This window comes from Achromobacter aloeverae (genome assembly GCF_004121055.1).
Lineage (GTDB): Bacteria > Pseudomonadota > Gammaproteobacteria > Burkholderiales > Burkholderiaceae_B > Bordetella_C > Bordetella_C aloeverae.
On the sequence record NZ_PYAL01000001.1, the window covers coordinates 1442719 to 1463620 of the forward strand.

Below are 20902 nucleotides of genomic sequence, written 5' to 3' on the forward strand. Positions count from 1 at the left end.
GGCGCTAGACCATCAACAGAACGATGACGATGCCCCAGATGATCAGCAGGGTATTGCCGATCGCGTAGGGTATGGTGTAGCCCAGGGCGGGCACCTGGCTCTTCGCGTTTTCCGTGATCTGGCCGATGGCCGCGGTGGTGGTGCGCGAACCGGCGCACACGCCCAGGGCGATGGCCGGATGGAACTTGAAGACATAGCGCGCCAGCAGCACCCCGACCACCATGGGCACCGACGTGGCGACGATGCCCGCCAGGAAAAGCTTGAATCCCAATTGCCGGAAACCTTCGACGAAGCCCGGTCCGGACGAGATGCCCACGACGGCGACGAAGGTCGTCAGGCCCACCGATGTGAGGAACCAGTGCACCGGCTCCGGCACCCGCCCGAAGGTGGGATGCAGGGACCGCAGATAACCGAACACCAGGCCCGCGATCAAGGACCCGCCGGAAGTCGACAGCGTGACGGGAATGCCGGCCACCGTCAGCACCAGCGAACCCAGCAGGCCGCCGATGACGATGCCGAAGCCGACGAACACCATGTCGGTCTGCGCGGTCTGGCGGTCGGCATAGCCCAGCTTGTCGACGACGCGTTCGACATCGCGCTTGGCGCCGACGATGAAAAGGTGGTCGCCGCGGTCCAGCTTCAACCCCCAGTTGACCGGCATCTCATGGCCGCCGCGCACCACTTTGCGCAGGAATACGCCACGACCCAGCGAGGCGTTGGGCAAGGCCGCGATTTCGCGCAGGGTCTTGCCCGCGAGATTCTTGTTGGTGAGGACGACCTCGAGCAATTCGGCCGGCTGGTTGATGAGCTCGTGATCCTCGACTTCAGGACCTATCCTGCTGGCCCCCTGCTCCACCAGCACATCGTGCCGGCCCGCGACGCCCAGGATGTCGCCGGCCTGCAGGACAGTGGCGGGGTCCGCATCGATGATGCCATCGCTACGGCGGATCCGTTCGACGAACACGCGGGCATCGGGAAAGCGCGCCTCCAGGTCGGCCACGGTCTTGCCGACCAGGTCGGCCTGGTCCAGGCGGTAGACCCGGGCGATGAACTTGCGGTAGCCCGACAGCTCCAGCGAGTCCTGGCCGCCCGACATCTGGGCCTCGTATTCCTGGCAGACCTTCACCAGGTCCACGCGCATCAGCTTGGGACCGACCGTGGCCAGCAGCCAGGCGCTGCCGATGGTGCCGAAGATATAGCAGACGGCATAGGCAACGGGAATGCTGTCTATCCAATGCTTGCGCGTCGCCTCATCGACACTGGTCAAGCCGTTGATCGTGTCCGTGGCCACGCCCATCACGGCGGAAATCGTCTGCGCCCCCGACAGCAGGCCGGCGCCCGTGCCGGGATCGAAGCCGAAAGCCACGGCCGTGCCCCAGCTCGCCAGCAGGCAGATCACGCACAGCACCACCGCGAACAGGACTTGGGGCAAGCCGTCGCTTTTCATGCCCCGGAAGAATTGCGGCCCGACGCCATAGCCCAGGCCGAAGAGGAAAAGCAGGAAAAAGACCTGCTTGACGACAGGCGCGATCTGGATATTGAGCTGGCCGACCAGCACGCCCACCAGCAGGGTGCCGGTGACGGCGCCCAGGCTGAATCCCTTGAATTTCTTGGCGCCTATCCAGTAGCCCACGCCCAACGTGAGAAAAATCGCGAGTTCCGGATACTTGCGTAACGTGTCGAAAAGCCATTCCATTGCATATCTCCTTGGGGGGACAACTGGAAAAGCAATCGGATGACGTCGCGCGATCGTGATGCGCAAAGCACCCGCGGCACTGACTGGCGAATAAACACATCGCCCAAAGCAAGATATGTGTGAATCCAGCGCAAACCGGAGCCACGGCAGGGATGCAACGCAAAGTACAAAAACAGCGGCAATCTTGACATAATCGGTAATTAGCGGGGACGGGGTCGGCGTCCTTTTTTTCGTAACTTTATATGTCAAAAGTGGACACCGTCTGTTGCTTGCCAACCGACGACAATGCAGGCGGCCCGTCAGCGAACGACAACGCCGCGGCGCGATTTTTTCGACCATCATTCAATCAGGAGAACTCCATGCGAATTTCCCGTGTCATTCCGTCGATCGTGCTCGCGCTGGCCTGCGGACAGGCCGCCCAGGCCGCGGGCGTGGCCTTCATGAACAACACCATCGTCGCCCGCATCCCCAAGCAGGAGTGGCCAGCCTTCGAGCAAACCGTGGCGCAGGCGCTGGACAACGCCGCTGACGGATCGACCACCACCTGGACCAGCCAGACCAAGCGACTGCGCGGCGGACCGGTGAGCGTGACGCTGACGCCCAGCAACACGACGCGGGAAGGCCAGTGCCGCCTGATGTCGGCCAATGTCTCGCAACAATCTGCCAAGGAGCACTGGCAATTCCTGTTCTGCAAGAATGCGGAAGGCGCCTGGCGCGCCAGCAGCAACTGATCGTCGACGTGAGAAGATAGCGCCCGGAAATGTTCCTCCGGGCCAGCAGAAGGGAAGACAGTCATGGAAGCAATCGGGATCACCCTGGCGATGTTCGCCGCCGTGTTGGTCAGCGGCATGGTGGTCCGGGTGCTACCGGTGCCCGTGCCCCTGCCGCTGGTGCAGATCGCCCTGGGCGCGCTGATCTCCATCTTCTCCAATCACGGCGTGCGGCTCGATCCGGAAGTCTTCTTCCTGCTGTTCCTGCCGCCCTTGCTGTTTCTCGACGGATGGCGCATTCCGAAGGAAGGCGTCCTGCGCGACAAGTACTCCATCCTTGAACTGGCGTTCGGGCTGGTATTCATCACGGTGCTGGGCGTCGGCTATTTCATCCACTGGATGATCCCGGCCATGCCCTTGCCCGTGGCCTTCGCGCTGGCGGCCATCGTATCGCCCACCGATCCCGTGGCGGTATCGGCCATCACGCAGCGCGTCACCATCCCCAAGCGCATCCTGCACGTACTGGAAGGCGAGTCCCTGCTGAACGACGCCAGCGGCCTGGTCGCCTTCCGCTTCGCCGTCATGGCGGCCGTATCGGGCAGCTTCTCGCTGGGATCGGCGGCGCTGTCCTTCCTGTGGGTGGCCATCGGCGGCCTGGCCACCGGCGCCATCTTCACGATACTGGTCACCGCGGCCAAGAACCTGTTCACCCGCAACTTCGGCGAAGAGCCCGGCTCCGAAATCCTGCTGAGCCTGATCATTCCCTTCGGCGCCTACGAGCTGGCCGAACACATCGGCGCCTCGGGCATTCTTGCGGCGGTCGCCGCCGGCGTGGCCATGAGCTATGTGGAATTGTCCGGCAGGGCCATGGCCATCACGCGCATTCAGCGCAACGCCGTCTGGAACATGCTGCAGTTCACGCTCAACGGCATCATGTTCGTGCTGCTGGGCGAACAGCTGCCGGCCATTTTCAATGGCGCGGTAAGCGTGGTGATGGACACGGGGCATATGAATCCCTGGTGGTTGCTGGTCTACGCGGTGGCCATCAACGTGGCGCTGGCGGCATTGCGCTTCGGCTGGGTATGGCTGTCGCTGGCCATCGGCCGCCGGATCGCCGCGCGCCGGGGCGCCCAGGCGCCGCAGCCCAGCATACGGCTGCTGCTGGCGGTATCGCTGGCCGGCGTGCGCGGCGCCATCACGCTGGCGGGCGTGCTGACGCTGCCCTTCGTCGTGGACAGCGGCGAACCGTTTCCGGCACGCGACCTTGCCATTTTCCTGGCAGCCACCGTGATCATCGTTTCCCTGATCACCGCCAGCATCGGCCTGCCGCGCCTCTTGCAGGGATTGGAGGTGCCCGAGGAGGCGGAGCATCATCGCCAGGAGGACCTGGCCAATGCGGCGGCGCGCGAGGCCGCGCTGAAAAGCATAGAGGCCACGGCGCACGCGCTGGCGGTCAAGAACCCGCAGGCCGACCCCACCGTCTATACGGAGATCGCCACCCGCCTCATGAACACCCTCCGGCAACGCACCGCCGGGGGCCTGGACCAGGACGTCGAGCCGGAAATCGTCAAGCAGCACCAGGCAATAGAACGGCAGATGCGGCTCGCCGCGCTGGCGGCATCGCGCAACGAGATCTATCGCCTGGCACGCCATGGGACGCTGTCGGACGAAATGGCGCGCGACATGGTCAAGGGGATAGACTTGCAGGAAGCGCGCCTGCGGACCTGACGGCCTGGCCGCTCGGCGGCCTGGCGGTCCAACCCCGGTCCAGGCGATTTACTCGACCTTGATCCCGGCGTCGCGTATCAGCTTGCCCCACTTGGCATGTTCGCCCTGGATCACTTGCGCGTATGCCTGCGGCGTCCCGCCGATCGGTTCGTTGCCTTCGGCCAGCAGGCGATCCTGGACATCCTTGCGCGCCACCACGGCATTGACGGCGGCATTCACCGCCGCCACCACGTCGGCCGGCAGGCCCGCCGGTCCGACCAGGCCCAGCCACGTCGTCGCCTCGAAGCCGGGATAGCCCTGCTCGGCGACCGTCGGCACGTCGGGCAAGCCGGCCAGGCGGCGCGTTGACGTCACCGCCAGCGCGCGTATTTTCCTGGCCAGCAATTGCGGCATCACCGAGGCCGCGCTGCCGAAGTAGGTATCCACCTGGCCGCCCAGCAGGTCGGTCATGGCCGGCCCCGCTCCCTTGTAGGGCACCTGCATCATGTCGATGCCCGCCGCGCGCACCAGCATTTCGCCGGCCAGGTGGCCGACCGTGCCCAGGCCGGCCTGGGCGACGGTGTACTTGCCCGGCTGGCGCTTGGCGGCCTGGACGAGGTCGGCCAATCCCTTGAAGGGGGATTCGTTGCGCACCACCAGCACCACGGGTTGCGCGCAGACCTCGACGATGGGCGTCAGGTCCTTCAGCGGGTCGAAGGGCATGCTGGCGTACAGCGCCGGATTGATCGCCATGTTCGAGGTTTGCGCCATGGCCAGCGTATAACCGTCGGGACGGGCCTTGGAGACCTGGTCCAGCCCGATATTGCCCGCCGCGCCGGGCCGGTTGTCGACGATCACCTGCCACTTGTCCAGCACGGCCAGCTTCTCGGCCACCAGGCGCGACACCGTATCGGTGCCGCCGCCCGGCGGAAAAGGCACGACCAGCTTGATGGGCGACCGGGGCCAGTCCGCGGCCAGCGCCCGGGTCCATGCGGGCATGAGCGCGGCAGCCGCGGCGGCCTGCAGAAAATAACGTCGGTCCATGGGGTTCTCCTCTCCTGTTGTTATCGTGATGGCGCGCCGGGGACTGTTGCCCCGACGGCAGGGCAATACCTGGTCTTCTACCTGGCGTCGTGCCTGGCGTTGTACCCGGGTCTTGTACCTGGTCCTGTACCTGGTCCTGTACGTGGTCCTGCACGCGCCCGGCTAGCTGATCAAACCGGCAAACCCTTGGCGCGCAGCACGGCATCGAAGCGCTCCGGGTCGGCGGTCCCCGTGCGATTCGTCTCCCGTATCCTGGCCTCCTTCTCCAGATGGGCGCGCGTGCGGGCCAGGATTTCGGCGGCCTCTTCCGCGCGCACGGCGATCACGCCGTCGGCATCGGCGACGATGAGATCGCCCGGCAGCACCGCCATGCCCGCGCAACTGATAGGCACATTGATCTCGCCCGGCCCATCCTTGGTCGGGCCCCGATGCGTATGGCCGCGCGCCCAGATGGGCATGCCGTCCTCGGCCCACTCCACCAGGTCGCGCACCGCGCCGTCGATCACCAGGCCTGCCAGCTTGCGCGCCACGCAGGTGGTCCGCATCAGGCCGCCAACCAGGGCCTGGGTCAGGTCGCCGCCACCGTCGATGACCAGCACGTCGCCAGGCTGCACCATCATCAGGGCCTTGTGGATCATCAGATTGTCGCCAGGACGCACGCGCACCGTGAAGGCGGGGCCGCAGATGGTCGTATCCAGGCGGGCATGGTATTGCCGCAATCCCAAAGTGCCGGCGTTGCGGCTCATGGAGTCGCCGATGGCCGCGGCCGGCAGGCCCTGGAAGCCCTGCACGACATCGGCCGCCGGGCCGGCGGCGCGCGGGTTGATGCGGTAGCCGGCTGGCCAGGCGGATTGAGCGGATGTATTCGTCATGAGTCGCTCCTGCGAGTTCGAGGACAAGAAGGGAAACAGCTAGGAAATGGCTTCAGGGCGGACTTCAAGGTGCGGGCGCCGGCCCGCGCGACAGGACCGCCGCGTTCACGCACGCCGCGGCGTCGGCGGGCGTTCCGCGCAGCCATCCGAGCGCGTTGCGCGCGGCGCCGGACGCCATCGCCGCCAGCGCGGCCGGCGTCGACCCGCCCACATGCGGCGTCAGCACGACATTGTGCAACTGGGCCAGGGCATTGCCGGCGGGTAGCGGTTCGACGGCCATGGTGTCGAGCCCGGCGGCGTGGAGGTGTCCATCCCGCAGCGCGCGCACCAGCGCGGCCTCATCCACCACCTCGCCCCGCGCGGTGTTCAGCAATATCGCGCCCTTGGGCAGGCGCGCCAGGCGTGCGCCGTCCAGCAGATGGCGCGTGTGGGCGTTCAAGGGCACGTGCAAGCTCAGCACGTCGCAATGCGGCAGCATGTCATCCAGCGCGTCCCACAACCGTACCTCCGGTACCGGGCTGGACTGGTCGCGCAAGGCGGGATCGTGGGCATGCACGCGCATCCCCAGGGCCAGGCACACGCGCGCCACCCGCTGCCCGACCTGGCCGAAGCCGACCAGACCCAGGGCGCGGCCGTGCAGTTCCACGCCATCCTGCGCGCGCGACCAGCGGCCGCCGCGCAATTCGCCGTCCATCCAGGGGATGCGCCGCGCCGCCGCGAGCAGGAGGCCCAGGGTCATTTCGGCGACGGACTGCGCATTGGCGCCGGGGGTCATGTACACCGGGATGCCCCGTTCGGTGCAAGCCGCCACGTCGATATTGCTGACGCCGACGCCGTGCTTGGACACCACCTTCAGCGTCGGGCAGGCGGCGATGGCCTGCGCGTCCAGGGCCACGGTGCGGGAAATGACGGCGTCCACGGGCTCGCTCGCCATGATGGCGCGCACGGCCCGGGCATCGTCGGCGTCGGGAAGGTAGATCACGCGCGCACCGGCGGCCTGCAGCAGGTCCACGCCGGCTTGCGCGAGCTTGGGCGCGGTGACGAAAACGGTATGGGTCATCGGGATTCCAGGGTAGGGACGGCCGAGGGCGGGACGTCCTGTCCCAGGATGGGGGGCGTTGCGGGCAATGTCGTCTCCGTCTCGTTGTCGTTATGCCGCCGTGGCGATCTCGTCGGCATGCCGGGCCGAGCTCGGACCCGTCGCGGCATCGAATGATTGTCGACGGCGGGAATTGATCCGGTCTACTGTAAAATTTTTATCATTTGAATTCTTTTAGCGATCAAATTCCGGTCTCAAGGCGGCGCGGCCCCAGCGGGGTCCAGTCGCCGCGCAGGCCGCCGCGCTCATTTCCATGGACCTGCGTGATCTCAAATACTTCGTCGCCCTGGCCCAGGCCGGGAATACGCGACGGGCGGCGGAGGTCGTGCACCGCTCCCAGCCCGCGCTGATCAAGGCCATCACTCGTTTAGAAGCCTCGCTGGGCGCGCGCCTGTTCGAGCGCGTGGGCCGGGGCCAGCGCTTGAGCGCGGCGGGCACGGCCCTGCTGGCGCGCGCCACCCCGCTGCTCAATGCCGCGGACGCGGTCCGCGATGAAGTGGCCGCCCTGGGCCAGGGCACGGCCGGCATCGTGCGGCTGGGCTGCGGGCCGCTGGGCGCCGAATACCTGCTGCCGACCATCTCACGGCTGCTGTTGCAGGAAGCGCCCGACGTGCAGCTCAAGCTGTTGATCCGCATGAACTACGAATCGCGCATCGAACTGCGCGAAGGCAACCTGGACCTGGTGCTGGGTTTCGTGCCCGACGAGGACGACGCCGAATTCGTCTACGACACGCTGCTGGAGGACATCGTCGTGGTGGCCGCGGGCGCCGGGCATCCCATGCTGCAGGCACGCGGGCCGGTCACTCTGGAGCGGATGGCGCGCTATCGCTGGGCCCTGCCCAACGTCAGCGTGGCCAGCCGCGTCTGGCTGGACCAGGTCTTCCAGTCGCGCGGGCTGGCGTCGCCGCTGACGCAGATCGAGACCAATTCCATTCCGCTGATTCCCCGCGTCATCGCGGACACGCACCTGCTCAGCTTCGTATCGCGCCGCACCATCCAGGCCAGCCACGGCCGCCTGCGTGAAATCCCCCTTGCGGCGACGACGCTGGTGCGCAATTTCGGCCTGACCTACCCGAAGGATGTCAGCCTTTCGCCAGCGGCGGAAAAAATGGTCGGGCTGCTGCGCGAGCATGGGCAGGCGCTGTTCCATAAAATGGATTGACGCGCCGCGTTCGGCGCGGGGAAAAAGCCCACATGCCACCGGCCTCCAATTCGCTCGCCTGGGTCTTCGACGTCTTCGACGGCGAGGAAACCTACCTGCCCAAGTCCATGTTCGGCGCCCTGGCCGCCTATCTCGATGGGTTGCTGTGCCTGGTCGCCAGCGACCGCGACGAACCCTGGAACGGCCTGCTGGTCTGCACCTCGCAAGATCATCATGCGTCGCTCATGGCGGACCTGCCGGCCCTGCGCCAGCACCCGGTGCTGGGAAAATGGCTATACATCCCGGAAAATGACCCGGACTTCGAGCACACCGCCCGCCAGGCGGCGTCGCTGGCACTCGCGCGCGACGAACGGATAGGCGTCGAACCCAGGCCGAAGCGGCGCGGCGGACGCTCGGTGCTTCCCAAGGCGCCAAGCGGCAAGGGCGCGGCCGCCACGCGGGGCGCGCGCACAGCGGACCGACTGCCGAAAGATCCCGATGACGATCGGAGCCAGGCATTGGACCCCTTTACCGGCAAGCGCGGAAAAGGAGCCAGGCCGCGCGGACGGCGATGAGCGCGCGACGCAGCCTGCCGCGCTTCTCAACCAGCGCCGGACGGCTTGGCATGCCGGGCGAGGAACCGGTCCAGCTGCCCGGCGAACGCCCGGCTGTCCTGCTGCGAGTATGAGGAAGGACCGCCTGTCTCGACGCCCGCGCTGCGCAGTTGATCCATCACATCCCGCATCGTCAGGCGTTCCTGGATGTTTTCACGGGTGAACCAGTTGCCGCGCGGGTCCAGCACGTGGGCGTTCTTCTCGATGGCGGCGGCGGCCAGTGGAATATCGGCGGTGATGACGAGGTCCCCCGGCGCCGCCATCTCGATGATGCGGGCGTCCGCGACGTCGAATCCGGCCGGCACCTGCACCGCCTTGATATAAGGCGACGGCGGCGTGCGCAAGTACTGGTTCGCCACCAGCGTGACGCATATCTCGACGCGGCGCGCGGCGCGAAACAGCATTTCCTTGACGACGCCCGGACAGGCGTCCGCGTCCACCAGCACCTGCATGGCGTGCATTCCAACAGAAGAAGAGAACCCGGATATTACCGCCCACATGCCTGTCGACGCCTAATACACGCCATCTCCGGCGGGTTCCTCCGGCGGCTACCCTGCGCGCCTGCGTCCCTTGAAGAACCGCCACATGAGCAAGGACGCATTGGGCCCCTGCCGCGCATGGAAGCGCACGCGGCCATCGCCCCCGCTCCAGGCATGGCCCAGCCCAGGCACGGTGCACACGCTGACGACGGGTCCGCGCCGCGTGGGCGCATCCGTGCGCCTGTGGTGGCGCGCATTGCCGGCGGATTTTTCCTGGGCCACGGCGCTGTCGTCGACGTCCATGCCGTTGGCCCACGCCAGTTGCTCGAACAGCTGCCACCCGTTGCGCTTGTCGACCACCGTATCGTCCTCGCCCTGCACGATGATGGCGGGCATGCCGGGGAACCCCGCCCGCTCGGCCACCAGGGCCGCCATGGCCTGCTCCGGGGCCGCGTCCACGCCATGACGCATCACTCGCAAGCCTTGCCCGGCGTTGCGCGCGCTTCCCAAGGCGGCGCCCGAATGCATGCCCAGGGCGGCGAACAGGTCCGGATGCCGCAAGGCCACCAGCGCCGCCATGCTGGCGCCGGCGGACAGGCCGGCAATGTAGATGCGGGAAGGGTCCGCCTGGCTATCCGTCGCCGCCGCGGCCGCGATGCCCGCGATGGCGTCCGCTTCGGCGTAGCCATGCGCCGCATCCGGTTGGTACCAATGCCAGCAGCGGTTCTGCTGTCCACGTCGAGATTGCTGCGGATAGACCAGCAACACGCCCTCGCGGTCCGCGATGCGATGCATGCGCGTACCCACCGCGAAATCCCTGGCGGTCTGCTCGCATCCGTGCAGCATGACCAACACGGGGCAACCCTTGCGCAGCCCCGGCGGCGCATAGACGAAATAGGACAGGCGCACCGGCCATGCGCCCGGCGTGGGAGGCGTCCGGTACACGCGCGCCTTCCACGTCCCCGCGAAGGGAGCGGCATCGGCCTCATCCGGCCCGGCATCCCGCGGCGGCCTGCCCGCCGGCGGGCGCTTGCGCGCGACCTTGCCGGCTGCCGCCGGGCGTTCCGATGATGGCGTCATCAGGTCCTTGAACAGCGCGTGCGGCGCCAGGCGCCATGCCGTGCGCTGCCAGCGCGCCATCTTGCGAACGGCGGAGAAGAAGAGCACGGAGGATTTGTTTCGCGTCACGATCGACCTGCCGGCAGCATATTGGACCAGCCCATTAAATCGAATTTGCTGCAATGCAGCAACCGCGACTCACAAGATGTCACTCTTCCCGCGGATTGCCCCGACGGGGACGGGTGGTAGCGCGCGAGGACCGCTCGCAAGACAGGGTTCGAAGGGCACGCTGCGGGGCGAAGCGCGCCCGGGCGACAATAGCGGATTCCCCCCTTCCCGACCGCCATGCCAAAACCCGAGACATCCCTGACCGCGCGCATGCTCCCATGGGCCGCCCTGCTCCTGCCGTCGTTGTTCTGGGCGGGTAATTTCATCGCGGGCCGGGCGATGCGCGACGCCATCACGCCGATGACGCTCGCCCTCGGCCGGTGGCTGATCGCGCTGGCGTGCCTGCTGCCTTTCGCCTGGCGCGGCCTGCGCCGGGATGCGCGGTGCTACCTGGCGCACCGCTGGCTGATCCTGGGCACCGCCGTGACGGGCGTGGCGGCGTTCAGCTCGCTGGTGTACGTCGGCCTGCATACCACCACCGCCAGCAATGGGCTGCTGCTCAATTCCCTGATTCCCCTGCTCATCGTGCTGGCGGGTGCGTTGTTCTACCGGCAAGGCCTGTCCGCCGGCCAGGCCGTGGGCCTGGCATTGTCCTTCGCGGGCGTGCTGACGCTGGTGCTGCAGGGCCAGTGGACGCACTGGCGGCAGGTGTCGCTGGTGCCCGGCGACGGCATCCTGCTGGTGGCGATGGTCTGCTTCGCGTTCTACACGCTATGGTTGCGGCAGTTGCCGGCGGAACTGGATCGCCTGGGCCTGACGGCCGCGCAGATCGCCATCGCCATCATCGTGCTGCTGCCCTTCTGGCTGGCCGAGCATGCGGCAGGCGCGCGCAGCACATGGACCCTCGCCAGCGGCGTGGCCCTGGTCTATGTGGGCCTGTTCCCGTCGGTGGGCGCCTACCTGCTCTACATGCGGGCCGTGCAACACTTCGGTCCCGCGCGCGCCGGCCTGAGCATCCACCTGATTCCCGTATTCGGCGTCGTGTTATCGGCCCTGGTGCTGCACGAACAGCTGCATACTTGGCATGCCGTCGGCATCGCCGCCATCGCGGCCGGCCTGGTCTGCTCGAACGTGGGGGTCGCCCCCCGCGCAGCGGCGCCGGCACGCCGCCAAACCCGGTCTCAACCCCATACCCGCTAATCCCCGAAGGACAACCATGGCATCCACACCCTCGCACGACAACGACGCCCTGCATTTTCAATTGACCCGGCCCTTGCTCATCATGCGGGCGCCCAAGGGTTTCATCAGCTGCGGCTACATCAGCATGGAAGCGTGCAACCGGATCGGCGACGCCTGCGCCATCATGGCGAAGGTCGACACGCTGGACGACCTGCTGACCGCCAAGGTCCAGGCCGTGTCGGACAAGGCCGCACAGCTGGGCATCGTGATCGGCGAAACGGGCGAATCGGCGTTGAATAAGCTACGCTGAACAACACACGTCCCCACTCCCTTCCCTGCCAGGCATGAAAGGACCCTCGATGACGACACCCCCCACCTCCGGCCCTTCCGACCGCCAGACCGCCATTTCCCGCGCCTTGGGCGTCGCCGCGGCGTTCGACGCCGACCGCGAGATCGCGCACCGGGTCGCCTTCCTCGCCAACTACCTGCGCGCCGCCAACAAGACCAGCTATGTGCTGGGCATCAGCGGCGGCGTGGACTCGCTGGTGGCGGGACGCCTGACCCAGTTGGCGGTGGAACGCTTGCGGTCCGAGGGATATGCATGCGCCTTCATCGCGGTGCGGCTGCCTTATGGCAGCCAGAAGGACGAACAGGACGCCAGCCGCGCCATGGACTTCGTCGCCGCGGACCAGCGCATGACGGTCGACATCAAGCCGGCTGTCGATGCGCAACACGCCGCGCTGGTCGCCGCCGGACTCGCCTATGCCGATGCGGCGGCCGAGGATTTCGTCACCGGCAACATCAAGGCTCGCCAACGCATGATCGCCCAGTACGCCATCGCCGGCGCGCGCAACGGCCTGGTCGTCGGCACCGACCATGCGGCCGAGGCGCTGATGGGCTTTTTCACCAAGCATGGCGACGGCGCCGCCGACGTGGTGCCCTTGAACGGGCTGACCAAGCGCCGGGTACGCGCCCTGGGCGACGCCTTGGGCGCTCCCCAGGACCTCGTCATGAAGGTCCCCACGGCCGACCTGGAAACCCTGCGCCCGCTGCGCCCCGACGAGGACGCCTTCGGCGTCACCTATACGCAGATCGATGCTTTCCTGGAAGGTCTATCCGTACCGGACCAGGTGGCGGAGGTCCTGCTGCGCCAATACGACGCCACCCAGCACAAACGCAACCCCGCCGCCGCGCCCGCGCCGACGCCTATGCAGACGACCTGACACCGCCACCACCGCCACCGCTGCCCGGCAGCCGGGCACGCAGGGCCCGGCCGAAGCGCTCATCCACCAGCGCACCGACATTGCAACGCGACCAGCGCGACACCTTGTCGACGTCGACGCTGAATACCCGGCCGGGAGCGAGCAGGATTTTTTCCGGCATCAACGCGTGCGCCAAGGCGACCGTATCCTCGATGCCCGGAAACGCCGGCCACAGATAGAGCGAACTCGCCGGCCGCGCGAAGACTTCCGCCCCCAGATCGTCCAGCACCTGCAAGGCCTGCGCGGTTGCCGCTTCCAGCCGCCGGCGCAAACGGAACAGGTGGCGCTCATAGTGGCCTTCCCGCAGCATCACGTCGACCATGCGCTCGCAATACTCGGAGCTGCTCACATGCACGAGCGACTTCAGGTCGGCCAGGTCGCTCGCCAACGCGGTATCGCAGGCGATGAATCCCACCCGAAGCGCGGCCGAGAACGACTTGGAAAAACTGCCGATATAGATGGTGCCCGCCAATTGATCCAGGGCCGCCAGGCGCACTGCCGAGGTCGGCTTGAAGTCAGCGAGCGGATCGTTCTCCACGACCATCACGCCATGGGCCTGGCATAACTGCAGCACGCGATAGGCCTTGGCGGCCGAGATATCCGACCCCGTGGGGTTGTGCGCCAGCGATTGCGTGAAGAAGAGCCTGGGCTTGTCACGAATCAACGCGTGTTCCAGCACCGCGAGGTCCGGCCCGTCGGGCAGGCGGGGGATGCCCAGCATGCGCGCGCCGGCCAGCTTGAGCTTGCCGAACAGCGGGTAGTAGCCCGGATCGTCCACCAGCACGGCCGCGCCGGGCGGAACGAAGTAGCGGATCACCACGTCCATGGCTTCGTTCGCGCCGTGGGTCAGTACCAGCTGGGATGCCGATGCGTTCACGCCGATGTCGCCCAGCTTGCGAACCAGGCTTTCGCGCAGGGGCGCATAGCCGAAGCGGCTGCCATAACGGAACAGGCTGCCCAAGCCCGTGCGCACGACCTTCTGGTGATAGCGGTCCATGCGCATATCGGCCAGCCATTCCACCGGCGGAAAGCCGTCGCCGACCGCCACCGCGTCGGGCTGCGTCTTCAACTGCTCGCGCATCAGCCACACGATATCCATGGCACGGCTCAACTGCCCCGGCTCTTCGTCCGCCGCCTTGCGCGCGTAGTGACGATCCACCACGTAGAAGCCCGAACCGCGTCGCGGCTCGACCAGGCCCTGCGCCACCAGCATTTCGAAGGCCACCACCACGGTGTTCTTGGCATAGCGGTGCAACTGCGCCACCTCGCGCAGCGACGGCAACTTGTCGCCCGCGCGGTAGACGCCGTCGGCGATCTGCTGCCCGATCAGCCGGGCCAGGCCCTCCGCGATGGGCGCCCCGCGCGTCCCGCGCGGCGTTTTCCTGATGTCTTCCATACCCGCTGTCCGCGATGGCGCCCTTCAAAATTGGTGCAGTGCGATGGTACTGTTCGTCCAAACTGTACCTGTCAATGGCGGTACAGTTTACCTAGGATCGACCCGTTGATTCTCATATGGAGCATTTCATCGTGGTCGATTCGCGCCTTTCCAATTTCCGCGCCCTGCCCCCGTCCGAACGGCTGGAGGCCATCGTGCGCGCCGTCGAGCTGAACGACGACGAAAGGCAGGCCCTGGCCCGCCCGGGCGCACTGGCCCTGGACCGCGCCGACGGCATGATCGAGAACGTCATCGGCACCTTCGAGTTGCCGATGGGCGTCGCGGCGAATTTCCAGGTGAACGGCCGCGATGTGCTGGTGCCCATGGCCGTCGAAGAACCGTCGGTCGTCGCCGCCGCATCCTATATGGCCAAGCTGGCGCGCGACTGCGGCGGCTTCGAGACATCCAGCACCGAGCCCGTCATGCGCGCCCAGATACAGATCCTGGGCTTGACCGATCCGCAGGGCGCGCGCCTGGCCCTGTTGCGGCAAAAGGACCGCATCCGCACGCTGGCCAATAGCCGCGACAAGATCCTGGTCGAACTGGGCGGCGGCTGCCGCGATATCGAGGTGCATATCTTCGCGGAGACGCCGCGCGGCCCGATGGCGGTGGTGCACCTGATCGTGGACGTGCGCGACGCCATGGGCGCCAACACGGTCAACACCATGGCGGAGGCCGTGGCGCCATTGATCGAGGAAATCACCGGTGGGTCGGTACGCCTGCGCATCCTGTCCAACCTGGCGGACCTGCGGCTGGCCCGCGCACGGGTACGGCTTACGCCGGAAGCGCTCGCCACGCGCGAACGCAGCGGCGCGGAGATCATCGAAGGCATCCTCGACGCCTGGGCCTTCGCCGCCGTCGATCCCTACCGTGCCGCCACGCACAACAAGGGCATCATGAACGGCATCGATCCGGTCGTCGTCGCCACCGGCAACGACTGGCGCGCGATCGAGGCCGGGGCCCACGCCTATGCGGCACGCGGCGGGCGCTACACCTCGCTCACCGCCTGGGAAAAAGACGCGTCCGGCGCGCTGGTAGGGTCCATTGAAATGCCCATGGCGATGGGCCTGGTCGGGGGCGCCACCAAGACCCATCCCCTGGCGCGCGTGGCCTTGAAGATCATGGGCGTGCGCTCCGCGCAGGAACTGGGAGAGATCGCGGTGGCCGTCGGCCTGGCCCAGAACCTGGGCGCTTTGCGCGCGCTGGCGACGGAAGGCATACAGCGCGGGCACATGGCGCTGCATGCGCGCAACATCGCGCTGACGGCGGGCGCCACCGGCGCGGAAGTGGACGCCATCGCGCGGCGCATGGCTGAAGAAAAGGACGTGCGGACCGATCGCGCGCTGGCCCTGTTGAAGGCGCTGCGCGAGCAGGCGTAGGATGCGCGGCGGGTGAGGGTCAGGCGAAGTCCGCGCTGAGCATGACAGTAAAACAACGACGGCCGGTGCGTGGATCTGCCCAGTATGTGGATCGATCCATTAACCGGCCGCAACTGGAGGAGGAAAGAAGACCATGAGCATAGCCCCCACCCCAACCGGACACCGCGCCGTGCCGGACCGCGAGCCCGCACGGCGGCTCGCGGAAGTTTGGAGCGACACCGTCGACCTGCGCCACCTGGCCTGGGCCATCGCCATCGGCATCATCGTCAGCGTCGCCGCCTTCTTCGCGGCGGGGCGTTGGCTGCGCGATGTGGCGTCCTCCGCGGAACTGGCCCACGCCTACGCCATGCTGGCCGGCCTGGCGGGCAGCGTCATCGCGGGCGTGATCTGCGCGCGCATGTTCCCGCCCAAGCGCGAAGTCGTCGAGGACACGTCTCTCGCCGATCCTGTGTGGCGGGAAGAAGTCCTGGCCGAGCTGGCGAACGAAGCCGGCGGGCTCGGCACGCTGGCCGACCTGCCCCCGGCCGCTCGGCAAGAGCTTCGCGAACTTGGCCTGTATGAGCTGTTCGACGAGCAACCCGTTGCGGATGGCCCGCGTCTCGCCCAGGCACGGGAGGCGTTGGCATGAGCGACCCAGTGTTGTTGAACCAGATCCTGGTCGCCGCCGCGATGGGGCTCATTGGCGCGGTCGTCTTCGCCGCCATCGGGTTGATCTCCGGCACCGACGAGACGACTACCATCGCGCCGCTGACCCTGCTCGTGGCCTTGTTGGGCGTGCCGCCTGCCGGCGTGTTCACTTTCTTCCTGGCGGGCGCGGTCGCCAAGCACATGACCCACTCGGTGCCCACGGCGCTATTGGGCATTCCCGGCGACACCATGGCCATGCCGCTGCTGCAGGACGCCAATCTGCTGCGCAAGCTGGGCGTGCCGCACATCGCACTGCGCAAGATGATTTCCGGGGCCATCATCGCCGCCTTTGTCGCCGTTCCCCTGGCTGTCCTTTTCGCCGTGCTGCTCGCCCCCTTCGGTCCGGCGATCACGCGATCCGCGCCGTGGATATTCCTGGCGGCGGCCGTATTGATCGCCTATTTCTCCGCCGGACGCTGGGCGTCCGTCGCCTTGCTGGTTCCCTTCGTCGTGGTGATCGTCGCGCTCCAGAGCCTGACCGCGCGCTACGGCGTCAAGCTGAGCGTCAGCTACTTTCTCGGCATCGCCATCGGTCCGCTCGTCGCCGACCTGTTCGCCGTCCTGTCGCCCCAAGGCCGTACGAAGATGGCGCGCGACAAGGTCCGCACCCTCTCCCTGGCGCCCGATGTGAAGGGCTGGTCGGGCTACTTTCCCAATCCCTTCAAGGTCCTGGACCGCACCCAGGCCCGCTGGACCTTGGCGACCGCGGCGATCTCCAGCGCGACCTTCGTGTTCAGCCCGGTGGCAATGACGGTGGTGATGGGAGAAATGGTGGGCGCGCGCGTGCGGCATGCCTATCACCGCCTGACGACCGTGCTGAGCGCGCGTAACGGCGTCACGGAAGCCACGTATATCGCCGAAGCGCTGATTCCCCTGATCGCTTTCGGCTTGCCCCTGAGCCCGGTCGCGGCCGGGCCGGCGGCGCCGCTCTTCAATGCGCCGCCGCGCTTCACCGTGGACAGCGCATCGGGGCAGACGCATAACCTGCACAACCTGATGAACCATTGGGAATTCCTGGGCTACGGCATGCTGGCCGTCATCATCGCCGCCCTGGTCTCCTATCCCTTCGCCATGAACTACGCACGCCGCGCGGCGCTGTTCGTATCCCGCAAAGTCAGCCACGAGGCCATCATCGCCACCTTCGTCGGCCTGATCGTGGTGATCAGCGTGTGGGAAGGACAGCTGCTGGGCCTGCTGGTGATCCTGACCATGGGCCTGATGGGCGGGCTGCTGTCGCGGGTCTTCGCGTTCAACACGGGCGTGCAGTTCATGGGGTACTACACCGCCGTGCTGACGGTGCCGGCGCTGGTCAAGCTGATTGCTTGACGGCCTTTATCCGATGAACAGCGCCGATGAACAACGACGATGAACAGCGCCGATGAACAGCGCCGCGCCTGCCCATGCCGGTACCGATACCGATCCCGCCTTGTTACGGCAAGCAAGCCGCGACGGCGTGGTACTGCGACGGGCCGGCGCGGGCTGGGTCAGCCTTCATCCAGTTCGGCGCGCCGCTCTATGATGCGCGACACCAGGCCATAGGCAACGGCATCCTCGGCCGGCATCCAATGATCGCGCTCGATGTCCGCCAGCACCCGGTCCAACGGCTGCCCGCTTTCGCGCGCGATGACACGGGCGATGCGCTCGCGCGCCTTGACGATCTCGCGCGCCTGGATGGCGATGTCGCTGGCCGGGCCGCCGGCGCCGCCGCTGGGCTGGTGGATCAGGAAACGGGTTTGCGGCAGGCAGAAGCGGCGTTCGCGGGCCGCGCCCAGGTAGAGATGCGTGGCCGCGCTGCCGACCCAGCCCGTGCCTATCATGTTGACCGGCGCGGAGATGAAGCGGACCACATCGTGTATGGCGTCGCCCGACTCCAGGTGGCCGCCGGGCGACGACACGATCAGGTTGATGGCGGCGCTGGAGGCCGCGTCCAGGGTCAGCAGGCGGCGTACCGTTTCGGACGCCGAGGCATCGGTGATGGGACCGAACAACAGCACGGTCCGGGTGCGGAAGGATTTCTCCTCCAGAAAATCGTTGTTTTGCCCCGGCGTGGCGGGGGAAGAATGGTCCTGTTCGTCGGCATGCATGGGAGGCGGCTCCTGTTCGTGTTAAGTTCCCCCAGCTAGACGAACGAGCCCGTAGAAACGTGACAGCCCCCTCTCCCCTCCATCCCCTGGCCGAAGATGCCGCCCTGCGGCGACGCCTGATCGCATTGGCGCGGCGATGGCTGCCCCAGGCCGACGAGGCGGAAGACCTGGTCCACGACGTCTACCTGCGCACGGCCGCGGGCGGGCTTCCCGCGACCGCATCAGGTCGCGAAGCCTGGCTGGTGACGGTGCTGCGCCATCTTTGCATCGACTACCGCCGGCGCCAGGAACGGTACCTGGCCATCCTTGCGCAGGCCGGTGACGACGCCGTGCACACGCTGCAAGACGACCAGCCGCCGCAGCAGGCCGACCAGGCGGAACGCGTCGACGCGGCCCTGGCGCATTTGAGCCGCACCCTGGCGCCCGGCGATGCGGCCGCGCTGCTGCTCTACGAAATGTTCGAGTTCAGCCACGCCGAGCTGGCCGCCTTGGCGGGGCGCAGCGAGGAAGCCTCGCGCCAGCATCTGCACCGGCTGCTGCGGCGCCTGCGGGCGGCGCCGCCCCTCCATCGCCGGCGCGATCCCGATGCCGCCGCCGCGGACCCGGACGAAGACGCGGTATACCTTTACGCCCTCTGCCGCCAGGCGCTGGCCCAGCGCGATCCCGGCGGCCTCATCGCCGTGCTGCGCGCCAGTACGCCGCAAGCCATGGCCGCGCTGGCCAATGCGCTTCCCGCCGCTCGCGCGGACGCCGGCGAGCCGACGCCCGGCCTGTCACGCGTCACGCCGCCTTGGATGCCGTGCGTGCCTGCTTGATCACCTGGTCCAGGCGATTGTTGTCCAGGCGCCGCCACACCAGCGCCGAGATCCAGGTAATCAGGCCCACGCACACGAAGGACCAGGTGAAGGCCGGCACCAGGTGCCGCGCCGGCCCGGCGATCAACGTCACCAGCGCACCGCCCACCGTCACCCCCAGGCCCATCGCCACCATCTGGAACATCGAGAAAAGGCTGTTGCCGGGCCCCGCCTGCTGCGGACTCAGCGAGGTCAAGGTGACGCTGTTCATTGCCGAATATTGCATGGAATTGCCCAGGCCGAACGCAGCCAGCTGGATGATCTGCAGCCACAGTGGCCATTCCGGGGAAAACAGGGCGAAGGATATGATCCAGAACCCTACGAAAAGCGTATTGGCGATCAGGAAGCGCTCGTAGCCGAAACGCATGATCAGGGGCGACACCCAGGATTTCGAGACGGCGCCCGCGATGGCGACGGGAACCAGCATCAAGCCGGAGTGCAGCGGCGAATAGCCCATGCCCAGTTGCATCATCAACGGCAGCAGGAAAGGCACCGCCGCCGCGCCGATGCGGCAGACCAGGTTGCCGGCGATGCCCACCGTGTAGTTCGTTTCGCGGAACAGGCTAAGGGGAAACAAGGGATGGGCGCGACGGCGCGCGTGCAGGTAGTACCCCAAGGCCGAGAGGCCGCTCAGGACGAGCAAGCCCATGGCCCAGGCAGCCTGGTGGTCGGCCGCCGGCACGTCCAGGGCGAGCGAGAACGCCACCAGGCAGGCGGCCAACAGCATGCAGCCGATGAAGTCGAAGCGCGGCGTGCCTTCCTGCTTTTGCGACGGCATGTACCGAAGGACGGCGCACATGCCGATCAACCCGACCGGCACGTTGATGAGGAAGATCCAGTGCCAGCTGAGCGTCTGGACAAAGACGCCGCCCAGGACCGGCCCGAATACCGGACCGATCTGCCCGCCTATGGCCATGAACGCCGCCGCCGAAATGAACTCCTTGGGGGACACGCTGCGCAGCACGGTCAGGCGTCCGATGGGCAGCAGCATGGATGCCCCCGCGCCTTGCAGCACGCGCGCCATGACCAGCTGGGTGGGCGTATGGGAAAAAGCGCACAGCAGGGAACCGAGGACGAAGGCCAGGACGGTGGTGAAGTACACATTGCGGCTGCCGTAGCGGTCGGCCAGCCAGCCCGACGCCGGCATGATCATCGCCATGGTGATCATGTAGGCCACGACCACGGGCTTGAGCGCGAGGGCCGTGACGCCCAGGTCCGCGGCCATGGCCGGCAGCGCGGTATTCACGATCGTCGTGTCCAGCGTCTGCATGAAGAAACCGCCGGCGACTATCCATAACAGGGGGGTCTGCGCGCTTTTCCTGGTCATTGTCTTTTTGGGCTGAGATTAGATGCGCCGGCTGGCGGGTGCTTGCCGATAGTTACTCCTTATCATGGGTCGGCGTCAAATCCAAAAGGATCGAAGAACCGGATTTGATAGCGCGCAATCCGGCGACCCTACGTTCGCCAAGGCCTTGCTGGATGAAGCCGCGACG

General features: G+C 67.1%; 19 protein-coding genes and 1 pseudogene. 11 read left to right on the forward strand and 9 right to left on the reverse strand.

The window, feature by feature from the left end:
* Nucleotides 1–4: 4 nt before the first annotated feature.
* On the reverse strand, nucleotides 5–1696 hold the full coding sequence (gene aspT / locus C7R54_RS06235) for an aspartate-alanine antiporter (RefSeq protein ID WP_129149248.1): 1692 nt from the start codon (nucleotides 1694–1696) through the stop codon (nucleotides 5–7).
* Between the two features lie 359 nt (nucleotides 1697–2055).
* On the opposite strand from aspT, the gene C7R54_RS06240 reads away from it, so the two are divergent.
* Together C7R54_RS06240 and C7R54_RS06245 are read left to right on the forward strand one after the other, a co-directional pair.
* Nucleotides 2056–2427: a class I SAM-dependent methyltransferase gene (locus C7R54_RS06240; RefSeq protein WP_129149249.1), complete on the forward strand. Its 372-nt coding sequence runs from the start codon at nucleotides 2056–2058 to the stop codon at nucleotides 2425–2427.
* A gap of 63 nt (nucleotides 2428–2490) precedes the next feature.
* Nucleotides 2491–4134, forward strand: coding sequence for a Na+/H+ antiporter (locus tag C7R54_RS06245; protein ID WP_129149250.1), 1644 nt, complete (start codon nucleotides 2491–2493; stop codon nucleotides 4132–4134).
* Between the two features lie 48 nt (nucleotides 4135–4182).
* On the opposite strand, the gene C7R54_RS06250 is transcribed toward C7R54_RS06245, so the two are convergent.
* The 3 genes from C7R54_RS06250 to C7R54_RS06260 form a co-directional block, all read right to left on the reverse strand.
* Nucleotides 4183–5157 (reverse strand): Bug family tripartite tricarboxylate transporter substrate binding protein, encoded by a 975-nt coding sequence (locus C7R54_RS06250; RefSeq protein WP_129149251.1) that lies wholly within the window; start codon nucleotides 5155–5157, stop codon nucleotides 4183–4185.
* Nucleotides 5158–5327: 170 nt separating this feature from the next.
* Entirely contained in the window at nucleotides 5328–6029 is a 702-nt protein-coding gene (locus tag C7R54_RS06255; protein ID WP_129149252.1) for an RraA family protein, read from the reverse strand.
* Between the two features lie 64 nt (nucleotides 6030–6093).
* Complete coding sequence (locus C7R54_RS06260; RefSeq protein WP_129149253.1) at nucleotides 6094–7089, reverse strand: hydroxyacid dehydrogenase; 996 nt, start codon at nucleotides 7087–7089, stop codon at nucleotides 6094–6096.
* A 292-nt stretch (nucleotides 7090–7381) separates the two neighbouring features.
* Between C7R54_RS06260 and C7R54_RS06265 the strand changes: the two genes are divergently transcribed.
* Together C7R54_RS06265 and C7R54_RS06270 are read left to right on the forward strand one after the other, a co-directional pair.
* Nucleotides 7382–8290: a LysR family transcriptional regulator gene (locus C7R54_RS06265; protein ID WP_129149254.1), complete on the forward strand. Its 909-nt coding sequence runs from the start codon at nucleotides 7382–7384 to the stop codon at nucleotides 8288–8290.
* Nucleotides 8291–8322: 32 nt separating this feature from the next.
* A pseudogene (locus C7R54_RS06270) lies at nucleotides 8323–8694 on the forward strand (hypothetical protein); the annotation flags it as partial.
* Between the two features lie 176 nt (nucleotides 8695–8870).
* Here C7R54_RS06270 and C7R54_RS06275 read toward each other — a convergent pair.
* Nucleotides 8871–9335: a YaiI/YqxD family protein gene (locus C7R54_RS06275; RefSeq protein ID WP_129149255.1), complete on the reverse strand. Its 465-nt coding sequence runs from the start codon at nucleotides 9333–9335 to the stop codon at nucleotides 8871–8873.
* Nucleotides 9336–9431: 96 nt separating this feature from the next.
* Nucleotides 9432–10550, reverse strand: coding sequence for an extracellular catalytic domain type 1 short-chain-length polyhydroxyalkanoate depolymerase (locus tag C7R54_RS06280; RefSeq protein WP_129149256.1), 1119 nt, complete (start codon nucleotides 10548–10550; stop codon nucleotides 9432–9434).
* 249 nt (nucleotides 10551–10799) lie between these two features.
* On the opposite strand from C7R54_RS06280, the gene C7R54_RS06285 reads away from it, so the two are divergent.
* From C7R54_RS06285 to nadE, 3 genes are read left to right on the forward strand one after another with little or no spacing between them, the layout of a single operon-like run.
* Entirely contained in the window at nucleotides 10800–11729 is a 930-nt protein-coding gene (locus C7R54_RS06285; protein WP_204524288.1) for a DMT family transporter, read from the forward strand.
* A gap of 16 nt (nucleotides 11730–11745) precedes the next feature.
* Nucleotides 11746–12018, forward strand: coding sequence for a YunC family protein (locus C7R54_RS06290; RefSeq protein WP_129149258.1), 273 nt, complete (start codon nucleotides 11746–11748; stop codon nucleotides 12016–12018).
* A 49-nt stretch (nucleotides 12019–12067) separates the two neighbouring features.
* Nucleotides 12068–12931, forward strand: a complete 864-nt coding sequence (nadE, locus tag C7R54_RS06295) for an ammonia-dependent NAD(+) synthetase (protein ID WP_129149259.1) — start codon at nucleotides 12068–12070, stop codon at nucleotides 12929–12931.
* Here the strand turns inward: nadE and C7R54_RS06300 are convergent.
* Complete coding sequence (locus tag C7R54_RS06300) at nucleotides 12915–14366, reverse strand: aminotransferase-like domain-containing protein (protein ID WP_129149260.1); 1452 nt, start codon at nucleotides 14364–14366, stop codon at nucleotides 12915–12917. The two genes, nadE and C7R54_RS06300, sit on opposite strands and share 17 nt — an antisense overlap.
* Before the next feature lie 128 nt (nucleotides 14367–14494).
* Here C7R54_RS06300 and C7R54_RS06305 point away from each other — a divergent pair, with 128 nt between their 5' ends.
* The 3 genes from C7R54_RS06305 to C7R54_RS06315 all read left to right on the forward strand — a co-directional run bounded on the left by C7R54_RS06305 (nucleotide 14495) and on the right by C7R54_RS06315 (nucleotide 17797).
* Nucleotides 14495–15784, forward strand: a complete 1290-nt coding sequence (locus C7R54_RS06305; protein WP_129149481.1) for a hydroxymethylglutaryl-CoA reductase, degradative — start codon at nucleotides 14495–14497, stop codon at nucleotides 15782–15784.
* A 133-nt stretch (nucleotides 15785–15917) separates the two neighbouring features.
* Nucleotides 15918–16412 carry a hypothetical protein gene (locus C7R54_RS06310; RefSeq protein WP_192903597.1) on the forward strand — a complete coding sequence of 165 codons (495 nt, stop codon included), beginning with the start codon at nucleotides 15918–15920 and terminating at the stop codon, nucleotides 16410–16412.
* Nucleotides 16409–17797: a tripartite tricarboxylate transporter permease gene (locus tag C7R54_RS06315; RefSeq protein WP_129149261.1), complete on the forward strand. Its 1389-nt coding sequence runs from the start codon at nucleotides 16409–16411 to the stop codon at nucleotides 17795–17797. The genes C7R54_RS06310 and C7R54_RS06315 overlap by 4 nt, the downstream gene beginning before the upstream one ends.
* 158 nt (nucleotides 17798–17955) lie before the next feature.
* Here C7R54_RS06315 and C7R54_RS06320 read toward each other — a convergent pair whose 3' ends face one another.
* Entirely contained in the window at nucleotides 17956–18555 is a 600-nt protein-coding gene (locus C7R54_RS06320) for an ATP-dependent Clp protease proteolytic subunit (RefSeq protein WP_129149262.1), read from the reverse strand.
* Nucleotides 18556–18614: 59 nt separating this feature from the next.
* On the opposite strand from C7R54_RS06320, the gene C7R54_RS06325 reads away from it, so the two are divergent.
* A complete protein-coding gene (locus C7R54_RS06325) occupies nucleotides 18615–19370 on the forward strand; it encodes an RNA polymerase sigma factor (RefSeq protein ID WP_129149263.1) in 756 nt (251 codons plus the stop codon).
* On the opposite strand, the gene C7R54_RS06330 is transcribed toward C7R54_RS06325, so the two are convergent.
* Complete coding sequence (locus tag C7R54_RS06330; RefSeq protein WP_129149264.1) at nucleotides 19336–20736, reverse strand: MFS transporter; 1401 nt, start codon at nucleotides 20734–20736, stop codon at nucleotides 19336–19338. The two genes, C7R54_RS06325 and C7R54_RS06330, sit on opposite strands and share 35 nt — an antisense overlap.
* Between the last annotated feature and the right edge of the window lie 166 nt (nucleotides 20737–20902).

What these genes read in the sequence shown, in the direction of transcription:
- C7R54_RS06310 (WP_192903597.1), top strand. Translation starts at nt 15,918, where the DNA reads ATGAGCATAGCCCCCACCCCAACCGGACACCGCGCCGTGCCGGACCGC.
- C7R54_RS06275 (WP_129149255.1), bottom strand. Translation starts at nt 9,335, where the DNA reads ATGCAGGTGCTGGTGGACGCGGACGCCTGTCCGGGCGTCGTCAAGGAA.
- C7R54_RS06245 (WP_129149250.1), top strand. Translation starts at nt 2,491, where the DNA reads ATGGAAGCAATCGGGATCACCCTGGCGATGTTCGCCGCCGTGTTGGTC.
- aspT (WP_129149248.1), bottom strand. Translation starts at nt 1,696, where the DNA reads ATGGAATGGCTTTTCGACACGTTACGCAAGTATCCGGAACTCGCGATT.
- C7R54_RS06255 (WP_129149252.1), bottom strand. Translation starts at nt 6,029, where the DNA reads ATGACGAATACATCCGCTCAATCCGCCTGGCCAGCCGGCTACCGCATC.
- C7R54_RS06250 (WP_129149251.1), bottom strand. Translation starts at nt 5,157, where the DNA reads ATGGACCGACGTTATTTTCTGCAGGCCGCCGCGGCTGCCGCGCTCATG.
- nadE (WP_129149259.1), top strand. Translation starts at nt 12,068, where the DNA reads ATGACGACACCCCCCACCTCCGGCCCTTCCGACCGCCAGACCGCCATT.
- C7R54_RS06330 (WP_129149264.1), bottom strand. Translation starts at nt 20,736, where the DNA reads ATGACCAGGAAAAGCGCGCAGACCCCCCTGTTATGGATAGTCGCCGGC.
- C7R54_RS06300 (WP_129149260.1), bottom strand. Translation starts at nt 14,366, where the DNA reads ATGGAAGACATCAGGAAAACGCCGCGCGGGACGCGCGGGGCGCCCATC.
- C7R54_RS06260 (WP_129149253.1), bottom strand. Translation starts at nt 7,089, where the DNA reads ATGACCCATACCGTTTTCGTCACCGCGCCCAAGCTCGCGCAAGCCGGC.
- C7R54_RS06240 (WP_129149249.1), top strand. Translation starts at nt 2,056, where the DNA reads ATGCGAATTTCCCGTGTCATTCCGTCGATCGTGCTCGCGCTGGCCTGC.
- C7R54_RS06290 (WP_129149258.1), top strand. Translation starts at nt 11,746, where the DNA reads ATGGCATCCACACCCTCGCACGACAACGACGCCCTGCATTTTCAATTG.
- C7R54_RS06320 (WP_129149262.1), bottom strand. Translation starts at nt 18,555, where the DNA reads ATGCATGCCGACGAACAGGACCATTCTTCCCCCGCCACGCCGGGGCAA.
- C7R54_RS06265 (WP_129149254.1), top strand. Translation starts at nt 7,382, where the DNA reads ATGGACCTGCGTGATCTCAAATACTTCGTCGCCCTGGCCCAGGCCGGG.
- C7R54_RS06315 (WP_129149261.1), top strand. Translation starts at nt 16,409, where the DNA reads ATGAGCGACCCAGTGTTGTTGAACCAGATCCTGGTCGCCGCCGCGATG.
- C7R54_RS06285 (WP_204524288.1), top strand. Translation starts at nt 10,800, where the DNA reads ATGCTCCCATGGGCCGCCCTGCTCCTGCCGTCGTTGTTCTGGGCGGGT.